At 72.2% G+C, this 9264-nt stretch carries 8 protein-coding genes and 1 pseudogene; 5 read left to right on the top strand and 4 right to left on the bottom strand.

Features of this window, described 5'->3' with window-relative positions; genetic code table 11:
• Positions 1-141, top strand: a pseudogene (locus I003_RS37080) (IS701 family transposase); the annotation flags it as partial.
• Positions 142-309: 168 nt separating this feature from the next.
• On the opposite strand, the gene I003_RS33250 reads toward I003_RS37080, so the two are convergent.
• Together I003_RS33250 and I003_RS33245 are read right to left on the bottom strand one after the other, a co-directional pair.
• Positions 310-1338, bottom strand: a complete 1029-nt coding sequence (locus tag I003_RS33250; protein WP_037721746.1) for a zinc-binding dehydrogenase — start codon at positions 1336-1338, stop codon at positions 310-312.
• A gap of 113 nt (positions 1339-1451) precedes the next feature.
• Positions 1452-2057: a TetR/AcrR family transcriptional regulator gene (locus I003_RS33245; protein WP_051368484.1), complete on the bottom strand. Its 606-nt coding sequence runs from the start codon at positions 2055-2057 to the stop codon at positions 1452-1454.
• 98 nt (positions 2058-2155) lie between these two features.
• Here I003_RS33245 and I003_RS0126015 point away from each other — a divergent pair, with 98 nt between their 5' ends.
• From I003_RS0126015 to I003_RS0126000, 4 genes are all read left to right on the top strand, one after another.
• Positions 2156-3061 carry a poly(ethylene terephthalate) hydrolase family protein gene (locus tag I003_RS0126015; RefSeq protein WP_027774190.1) on the top strand — a complete coding sequence of 302 codons (906 nt, stop codon included), beginning with the start codon at positions 2156-2158 and terminating at the stop codon, positions 3059-3061.
• A 231-nt stretch (positions 3062-3292) separates the two neighbouring features.
• Complete coding sequence (locus I003_RS37075) at positions 3293-3427, top strand: DLW-39 family protein (protein ID WP_018838829.1); 135 nt, start codon at positions 3293-3295, stop codon at positions 3425-3427.
• A 201-nt stretch (positions 3428-3628) separates the two neighbouring features.
• Positions 3629-5602: a vWA domain-containing protein gene (locus tag I003_RS0126005; protein WP_486584388.1), complete on the top strand. Its 1974-nt coding sequence runs from the start codon at positions 3629-3631 to the stop codon at positions 5600-5602.
• Positions 5596-7029 (top strand): hypothetical protein, encoded by a 1434-nt coding sequence (locus I003_RS0126000; RefSeq protein WP_027774188.1) that lies wholly within the window; start codon positions 5596-5598, stop codon positions 7027-7029. Before I003_RS0126005 ends, I003_RS0126000 begins: the two co-directional genes overlap by 7 nt.
• Before the next feature lie 64 nt (positions 7030-7093).
• On the opposite strand, the gene I003_RS0125995 is transcribed toward I003_RS0126000, so the two are convergent.
• Positions 7094-8545, bottom strand: coding sequence for a serine/threonine-protein kinase (locus I003_RS0125995; protein ID WP_027774187.1), 1452 nt, complete (start codon positions 8543-8545; stop codon positions 7094-7096).
• Positions 8546-8591: 46 nt separating this feature from the next.
• Complete coding sequence (locus I003_RS0125990) at positions 8592-9137, bottom strand: transcriptional regulator (protein ID WP_027774186.1); 546 nt, start codon at positions 9135-9137, stop codon at positions 8592-8594.
• Between the last annotated feature and the right edge of the window lie 127 nt (positions 9138-9264).

Below are 9264 nucleotides of genomic sequence, written 5' to 3'. Positions count from 1 at the left end.
TACGACGCCTGGTATCGCCATATCACCCTGTCCATGCTGGCGTTGGCGTTCCTGGCCGCGATGACCCGAACCCCGCAAAAGGGGGCTCTTCACGCCTGGGCGGTGACCGCGGGCCGCGAACGCGGCGGCTCGCGGCCCTGACCGTCACCGAGGCCCGGCGGCTGTTCAACCTGATCGGCTCGACTCGCACCGCCATCGACCAGGGACTTCACTGGTCGATCTGGAGGCGCGCGCATCAGGCGGAGGCACGACGCCACCACTTCCGAAGGCGGCTACGACTTCAGGTGATCAAGATCTAGCCCTGTAGTACTAGCCCTTCCGGTCCAGGGGCCCTGTCCCGTGCGGCGGCTGGTCCTGGGGATGCACGGCGATCGCGATCTTGCCACGGGGGCGTCTGCGGCCCTCCCTGGTGGAGCCGCCTTCCAGCAGCGTGTGCGCCTGTGCGATGTCGGCCAGCGGTAGCACGGCGCCGATCATCGGTCGGAGTTCTCCCTGGTCGACCAGTCGGCCGAGGGCTTCGAGCTTCGCCCGGCCGGGGCTGACGAAGACGAAATGGTAGGTCGCGTTCACGCCCCACGCGGCGAGCAGATTCTGGGGTTCGGAGGTGTCCACGATGGACACCACGCGGCCTCGGTCGTGGAGGACTTCCGGGCTGCGGGTGAGGGTGTCCCCGCCTACCGTGTCCAGTACGACGTCGACCCCACCCCTCGCGCGGACCTGTGGCACGTAGTCACCGGTCGAGAAGTCGATCGCGTGGTCGGCGCCCAGTTCGGTGACGAACTCGTGATCCCTGGCCCGCGCGGTGGTCACCACCTCGGCCCCGAGCGCGCTGGCGACCTGGACGGCGACGGAGCCGGCCCCGCCCGCTCCGCCGTGCACCAGGACCCGCTCCCCGGCCCGCACCGCGGCGCGTTCGACCAGCGCCTCCAACACCGTCACGCCCACCAGCACGAGACCCGCAGCCTCGACGTGCGACAAGCGCGCGGGCTTCCGGGCGACCAGAGCCTGGTCGACCACGTGGAACTCGGCGTAGGTTCCCTGCCCGGCGAACATCGGCGCCAGGTACCAGACCTCGTCGCCCTGCCGGAAGTCGTCCGCCCCCGGGCCGGTCCCGGCCACCACGCCGGACACGTCGTTGCCGATGACCGCGGGCAGCGCCACCTGGTCGCGGTAGTCGCCGCGCCGGGTCTGCAGGTCGAGGGGGTTCACGGACGTGGCCCTCACACGCACCAGCACCTGGCCGGGCCCCGGAGTGGGCCGTGGCAGCTCTCGAGCGGCGAATGCGGTGTCCGCGCCACCGAAGCGGACGAGTTCCATCACATGCATCGAAGTCGACATATAGCGACCTTATCCGCCCACGGAAAGACAGTCGCACAAGCGCCCTGCCCTGCGACGTCAGGCGGAGGCTCAACGAAACCGCACCACCCTCCTCCGGGCCATGCCTGTGCGCGTCATGGGCGCGCTTGCTCACCGTCAGCAACGCCCGTGGCCGATGCATCCAGCCAGCAGCCGGCAAGCAGGCGGGTCACCATGGCGCGGGCGTCTTCCCGCTCGTAGCCGGGGCCCAGGATGCAGAGGTTGCCGATCGCTCGCATCAGGACGTACGCGTTCACGCCGGGGTCGAGCTGCCCGCGGGCCACGGCGGTGTCGATGAGCAGCCCACACGCCGGCACGAGCTTGTCGAGCATCAGGGAGTGCAGCGTGTGGAAGCCGGCGTCCTCTGACTGCAGGGCCAGCCCGAGCCCGTGCTTGGTGACCAAGAACTCGACGAACGCGTCGGCCCACCGGGACAAGGCGCTTCTCGGATCGGGCGAGTCGGCCAGCTCGATCGCGAGGGCGGCGCACTCATCGATCTGATGCCGGTAGACGGCGATGACGAGATCGGCTCGGCGGGGAAAGTGCCGGTACACGGTGCCCAGGCCCACCTGAGCGCGGCCGGCGATGGCACGTATGGGTGCGTTCACACCCTGCTCGACGAACACCTGGGCCGCCGCCGTCAGGAGAACCTGACGGGTGCGCTGAGCTCCGGCCTCCCGGGCGCCTCCCTCTCGGGGCATGGCATCTCCTTGATTCACGGAACACTGTTCCGTTAAAGTGGCGGAACGGTGTTCCGTCAAGTATGCGGTGCACTCCCCCCTAAGAGAAACCAGCACACATGCCTGATTCCGCACAGCACCAGACGATCGCGATCAAGCCGATCGTCGTTCCCGCCGATGGCCGGGCCTTCGAGCTGCAGGTGAAGGTGACGGCCCCCGTTCACGGCACCGACCTGCCTGTCATCGTGTTCTCCCACGGCAACGCGTGGTCGATGGACGGCTATGAGCCATTGGTCGACCGCTGGTCCGCCGCGGGCTTTGTCGTCGTCCAGCCCACGCATCTCGATTCGCGCCGTTTCGGCATCGGGTTCGACGACGAGCGCTTCGGCACCATCTGGCGGGTCCGGATCGCCGACCTCCACGGTGTGCTCGACCACCTCGGCCACGTTCTGGAGCAGGCCGGGCTCACCGCGCGAGTCGACCAGACACGAGTCGCGCTGGTGGGGCACTCCTGGGGCGCCCAGACCGTGGGTGCGCTCCTCGGTGCCCGTGTCGTCGACGACGCCGGCAATCCCGGCAGGGACTTCTCCCGCGATGGCATCAAGGCCGGCGTCCTGATCGCCGCGACCGGAACGGGAGACTCCCTGACTCCGTTCGCTGTTGAGCACCTGTCCTTCATGAGGCCGGACTACAGCACGATGAGCACTCCCGCGCTCGTCATCGCCGGCGAGAAGGACCAGTCGAAGATGTCCACCCGAGGCCCGGACTGGTTCCTCGACGCCTACCACCTGAGCCCCGCGCCGAAGCAGTTGATGGTCGTACCGGACGGCGAGCACACCCTGGGCGGCATCGCCGGGGAAGCCGTTGCCGAGACCACGGACACCGACCCGGCCCGCGTGGCCCTCGTGGCCGAGGCGGTCAGTGCCTACCTGTTCGACGTTCTCGGCGTCCACACCAACGCCTGGTCCACGTTCCGCGTTGCGGCGGAGGCAGAGCAGAAGGCGTCCCTGCAGCACAAGGAATGACCCCGGCAACCCTCCCTCCCGGCCCACCGCCTCAAGGTGCACAGGCCGGGAGGGACGGCTGGTCACCGAGCTCCCTCCCCGGGGCACGGGACTGCTGTATGACCGGGTGGCAGGGGCGTTGTGCAGCTAGAGCCGTCCTCGTGCCGCGGTCTTGAGCACGCTCCGGGGGCGTTTGCTCTGTGTATCATCGGGCTTCGTAGTCCGATGTCTCCGGAAGGACGAGGTAGCGCGGTGAAGAAGCTGTTCCTGATCGCATTGGCCGCTCTGGGCGGGCTTCTCGTGTACCGCCAGATCCAGGCGGATCGCGCCGAGCAAGACCTGTGGACGGAGGCCACCGACTCGGTGCCCTCCTCTTCGGGCGTCTGAGACACGAGAATTCCGAGCAGGGCCGAACCCCCTCGCCGGGCAGGCCCTGGGCCCCGGCCCCGCCGCTTCCGCGGCGGTGCGGCCGGGGCCTCGGCATGACCGGCGCCCTGTTGCACGACCGTGACGCACACCCCCTGTTATTTGCTACTGCACACGTTTTACGGTGCATGAGCACATGGCAGAGAACGAGGGGGACATGTCATGGGACGACCACTTCACGGCCGCGGCAGCCGGCCTGTGTACGCGGGCGTGGCCGCGGCGCTCGCCGCCGCGCTGGCCGCCGGCCCGGTGCCGGCGGCGACCGCCGCTCCGGCGGCGCCCGCGGCGCCCGGCGCGCCCGCTGAGCCCGCGCCGACCGGCGGTGGCCTGGTGATGGTGCTGGACTCCTCCGGCTCCATGGCCGACGACGACGGCTCGGGCGCCACCCGTATCGAGTCCGCACGCGAGGCCGTCGGCACCGTGGTCGACGCCCTGCCTGACGGCTATCCGACCGGCCTGCGCGTCTACGGCGCCGACCGCGCGAGCGGGTGCACGGACACCCGTCTCGCCGTTCCCGTCGAGGAGTTGGACCGGGAGCGTGTCAAGGGCGCCGTAGCAGATGTGAAGCCGAAGGGCGATACCCCCATCGGCTACGCCCTGCGGAAGGCGGCCCGGGACCTCCCCGAGCGTCCGCCCGGCGCCCTCGGCCACCGCTCGATCCTCCTCGTCTCGGACGGCGAGGACAACTGCGGCACCCCCGATCCCTGCATGGTCGCGGCGCAACTCGGCGAGACCGGCGGTGCCTTCGGCGCGCTGCGCATCGACACGGTCGGCTTCCAGGTGGGCGGAAAGGCGCGCGACGAGCTGAAGTGCATCGCGGAGAAGGGCCACGGCGCGTACTACGACGCGCCCGACGCCGACGCGCTCGCCCGCCAGCTCCAGCGCGCCGCCCGGCTCTCCGCCGACGGCTACCGCTTCCGCGGCGACCCCGTCGAGGGCGGGCTCGGCCGCAAGGGCGCCGCGGACATCGGGCCCGGCCAGTACCTCGACAGCATCGGCGCCGGCGAGACCAAGTGGTACGCCGCCGAGCTGGACGCCGCATCCGCCGCCGACTTCGGCGTCACCGCCGTGCCGCAGCCGGGGGTGCCCGTGGCGTACGGCGACGGCATCGAGCTGGAGCTGCACGCCACCGACGAGTACGGCACCCGGTGCGACGCCCAGGACGACCACTTCGAGCAGGACGAAGGCGCGCAGCCGCTGACCAACGCCGTCAGCCGCATCCCCAGCGCCGAAGGCGGCGAGCCCTGCGACAGGGCCGGCCGCTACCTGCTCAGCGTCCACCGCACCAGCGCCGCCGCCTCGGACCAGGCCCGCTGGCCGCTGGAGCTGGTCGCCGGCCGCGAGGAGCCGCTCGCCGCCGGCGTCACACCGGCGCAGTCCGCGACCGACTACGGTCCCGCCGGCGAAGAGGGCGTCGAACTGCCCACCGCGAGCCCGGAGGACATCACCGGTGGCACCGGCTTCAACGACGCGAAGGCCATCGGCCCCGGCGTCTGGCGCGACGAACTGCTTCCCGCGCAGATGCGCTTCTACAAGGTCGACGTCGGCTGGGGCCAGCAGCTCCGCTACCGCGTGGAGTTCGCCAACGAGCCCACGCTCGACGGCGCCGCCGGCGTCTCCAGCTTCGCCGACACCGACCTCTACGCGCCCGGCCGCGCCTTCGTCGGCGACGGCCCGTTCAGCAGCAGCCGGCGCTACTACGGTGAGCCCGTGGCCTCCGACCTCGGTACGGTGCCGGTCAGCTGGACCAACCGCTACGAGACCGGCACCGAGGTCGTGCCCGTCCGCCGCGGCGGCGCGTACTACCTGTCGGTCTCGCTGGGGCCCGACGCCGCGCGGTTCGCGCAGAACACGGCCATCGGCGTCGTGCTCCGCGTCGACGTGCTGGGCGAGGAGAAGTCCGGCCCGCGGCACGGGGCGCCGCCCGTGGCGGGCGGCGCGGGCGGAGACGGCGGGAAGGATGATGCGCGGGCGGGGGCGGACGAGGAATCATCGGACTCCGTCCTGCCGCTCGCCGGCGGGATCGCGGGGGGTGTGCTGCTTCTCGGCGCGGGGGCCGCGTTCGTGATCGTACGGAACCGGAAGCGGCCGGCGGCGTCGGAAGCGGCGGCAGGCAACGTAAGGGGTGGATGGTGAGAACGCGAACGACGGCGGGACCGGTCGCGGCGCTGGCGGTGGGCGCCCTGGCCGTGCTCCCGGCGGCCTCGGCCGCGGCGGCGCCGGTGGAATCGCCGGTCGACGCCGATCAGTACCGGACGGCGAAGGACGCCGAGCCCATCGAGGGCGCCGCCAGCAGCACCGGCGGCGAGACGGTGGAGGCCGGCAAGACGTACACCGACTCCCTCGCCCCCGGCGACAAGCTCTACTACAGCGTGACGCTCGACGCGAAGTCCCACGCCTGGATATCCGCCGTGGCCGCGCCGAAGCCGGGCACCAAGGTCGCGTACGGGGACGGCCTGGAGCTGGAGCTGGAGAGCAAGGGCGGCGATAGGTGCAGCAGCTCCGACGTCGACTTCTCCGCCGACGGGGCGTCCCGGCCGATCGCCAACTACGTCTGGCGCGTGGCCCGGCCCGGCGGCACCTGCCAGGAGCCCGGCGTCTACAACCTCATCGTCACCCGCGTCAGCGAGGCGACCTCCAGCCCCGCGGAATGGCCGCTCGAGCTGCGCTTCATGGAGGAGCCGCCGCTGGCGAAGGCCGGGCCCACGACCCCGCCCGACCCCGAGTCGATCCCGACGGAACAGCCGGCTCCGCCCACGGACCGGGCCGAGCCGCGCAAGGGCGGCACCGGGTTCAACGACGCGGTCGGCATCGACCACGGCGTGTGGACGGACAAGATCCGGCCCGGCGGTACGCGCTTCTACCGCGTGCCGCTGGACTGGGGCCAGCAGCTCTTCCTGCAGACCGAGTTCGGTACGACGCGGGTCGCCGACGACTCGGCGTACGCCTCGAACGGCGTGCGCGTCGACTTCTACAACCCCGCCCGCGGGTTCATCGCCGGCGACAGCGAGACCTACTACGGCGACGACCCCGCCGCCATCCCGGCCATGGGGCCGCCGGTGGCGTACGAGAACCGCTACGCGGTCTACAACGGCGACATCGGCAACGTCGGCTTCGCCGGCTGGTACTACGTCGCGGTCACCGTGTCCGAGGAGGTCGGTGAGTTCGCGGACGGCCCGGTGCCGGTGGAGCTGCGGACGACGATCAAGGGCGAACCGGAGGAGGGCCCGGCGTACGACGGGGACGCGGCGGCGGCCGGGTTCGCGGTGACGGACGACGACCGCGACACGGCGGCGAAGGGCAGGGCGGCCGACGAGGACGGCGACGGGGCCGGTGCCGGGAAGAAGATCCTGGCGGTCGCGGGGATCGGCGCGGGCGTGCTGCTGCTCGCGGGCCTGGGGCTGTGGACGCTGCTGGCGCGGCGCCCGGCGGTGCCGGCCGCGGGTCCGCAGGTCGCGGGCGAGGACACACAGACGGCGCCGGGGGCCTACGGGCACGGGCCGGTGGGCCCGCCGTACGGAGAGGGCCCTCCGCCCCCGCCGCAGCAGAACTGGCGGCAGTAGGAAGCGGCGGGCAGAGCGGCAGGAAGGGCGCCGCCGGGCCGCGGGCCGCCGGGTCGTACGGGCCTCAGCCCGACGCCAGCGCCCAGAGCCCGGCCGCCATCAGCAGCACCGCGAGCACCACGACCGGGACGGCCACCTTCGCCGGCGGGCCCGGCCGCCGCCCCGGCGCGCCGCTACCGGGCCGGGGCGGCTGCGGCGGTGGCGGCTGCCGGGACTGCGGGTGGGCGGCCGTGTACGGGGCCGTGGGTGTGGGCGGCTGCGTGCCGGCCGGCGGCGCGATGCCGTAGCTGGTCGCCTCGGCGACAGCGCCCCCGCCGGGCGGGTGTGCGGTGCCGGGCCCCGCCGGGCCCGGTACGGCTTCGGCCGGCTGCGGAGGTACGTGGCCGGTGGCGGCGGCGTGGGCGGGGCCGGGTGCGCCCGCAACGGCGTCCCCGGCGGGCCGCCCCGCGTCCGTACCGGCACCGGGTGCGAGCCCCGTACCGGCACCGGGGCCTGAACCGGCACCCGGATTGATACCCGCACCCGGATTGATACCCGCACCCGGACCGATACCCGGACCCGGACCGGGCACCGGACCGGGCACCGGACCGGGTCCCGCCGCCACCGGCGCGTCCTGGCCGCCCGGCGCCCCGGCCCGCTCCGGACCGCGCGGCCCGAAGCCCACCGGCAGCGGCCCGAGCTGGTCGAAGACCTCCACCGGCTCCTCCGCCGGATCCAGCTCCGGCAGCAGCTCCGCCGCCTCGGCCAGTGCCTTCCGCGTACCCGTCGCCGTCCGGAACCGCAGGTCCGGATCCGGCTGCAGCAGGCTCGCGAGCACCTGCCACAGCGGCTCCGGCACCTCCTTCGGGGCCGGCGGCACACCGTTGTTCAGGTACATCTCCACCAGTGCCTGGCTGTCCGGACGCTCCCCGGTCAGCAGGTACAGCGCCACCAGACCCACCGCGAACAGGTCCGCGGGGAAGTCCGGTTCCGCGCCCAGCATCTGTTCCGGCGCGAAGTACCCGGGCGTGCCGACGACGAAGTTGGTGTCCGTCAGCCGGGGTTCGCCCTTGCGCATGGAGATGCCGAAGTCGGAGAGCCGGAGGTGCGGCCGGCCGGTTCCGGTCGCCTCCAGCAGCACGTTCGCCGGTTTGATGTCGCGGTGCACGACGTCCTCGCCGTGCACCGCGGCCAGCCCGGAGAGCAGCTGGTCGAGCAGCAGGCAGACGAACCGCGGCGGGAGCGGCCCGTAGTCGCCGATCAGATGGGCCAGTGAGCCGCCGCCCACCAGGTCCATCGTGAACAGCACCTTGTCGTCGTCGGCCGCCCAACTGGCGGGTGCCAGCACGTGCGGGTGGTCGATGCGGACCGCCTGCTCGCGGACGAAGCGCAGCAGCGTGTGCGCGTCGCTCTGCTGCAGCACCTTGGCCGCCACGTAGCGGCGCCGCCGGTGATCCCAGGCGCGCCAGACCGCGCCCACCCCGCCCCGGCCGATCGGATCGATCAGCTCGTACCGCCCAGCGAAGACCTCACCCATGCTGCTGTGCCCGCCCCTTGTACGGATTCCCTAGTCATGCATCCGGTTATGACTGATGCGCTTCGTAATGTGCCACCGCGTCGGCGGTGCGCCCGGCGCCGTACACCCGGAGGAACTCTGCCAGCTCCGGTTGTGTCGGCGCGAGCCTGTCCGCCGCGTCGATGATGTCGCCGGCGGCGGCCACCGAGCGCAGCAGCGACTGGATCTCCCGTACGACGCGGCGCACCGTCGTCGATCCGGTCGACGGCTGCGTCTGCGTCGTCCCGAGCACCGCCCCTCCCGCGCTCTTGCGAATGCCTTCCATCCGTTCCGCCGCCTCCGCCGCCGAAACGCTGCCGCTCGATACCTCCGCGGCCAGTTCCTGCAGCGCCTGCACGCGCTGTACCACCGACGGATTGCCGATCTTCGCCCGCTGCCCGCTCATGAGCTGCGACAGCATCGGCGCCGAAATACCGAGCACGGCGGCCAGCCGTGCCTGGTTGAGGCCGAGATCGTCGATCAGCCGCCGGAACAACACGCCCAGCGGTTCGCCATACCAGCTTCGCTGTAGCTCTCGTGCGCGTTCGCTGGTGTCCTGCCGTGGAGCTCCCATGCCGTGCGGCCTCCCCAGATGTCCCCGAGTCCAGATTCGCGCTTGCGAACTGCATCCTACGGAGCGGGACCGCGCCCAGACAGACCTCGGGGAAATGAGATAAGCGGGACACGTTCTTCCACGTCCG

The organism is Streptomyces sp. CNQ329, assembly GCF_000482585.1.
The sequence above is the reverse complement of the archived record's forward strand: the minus strand, read 5'-3'. Positions and strand labels throughout refer to the sequence as shown.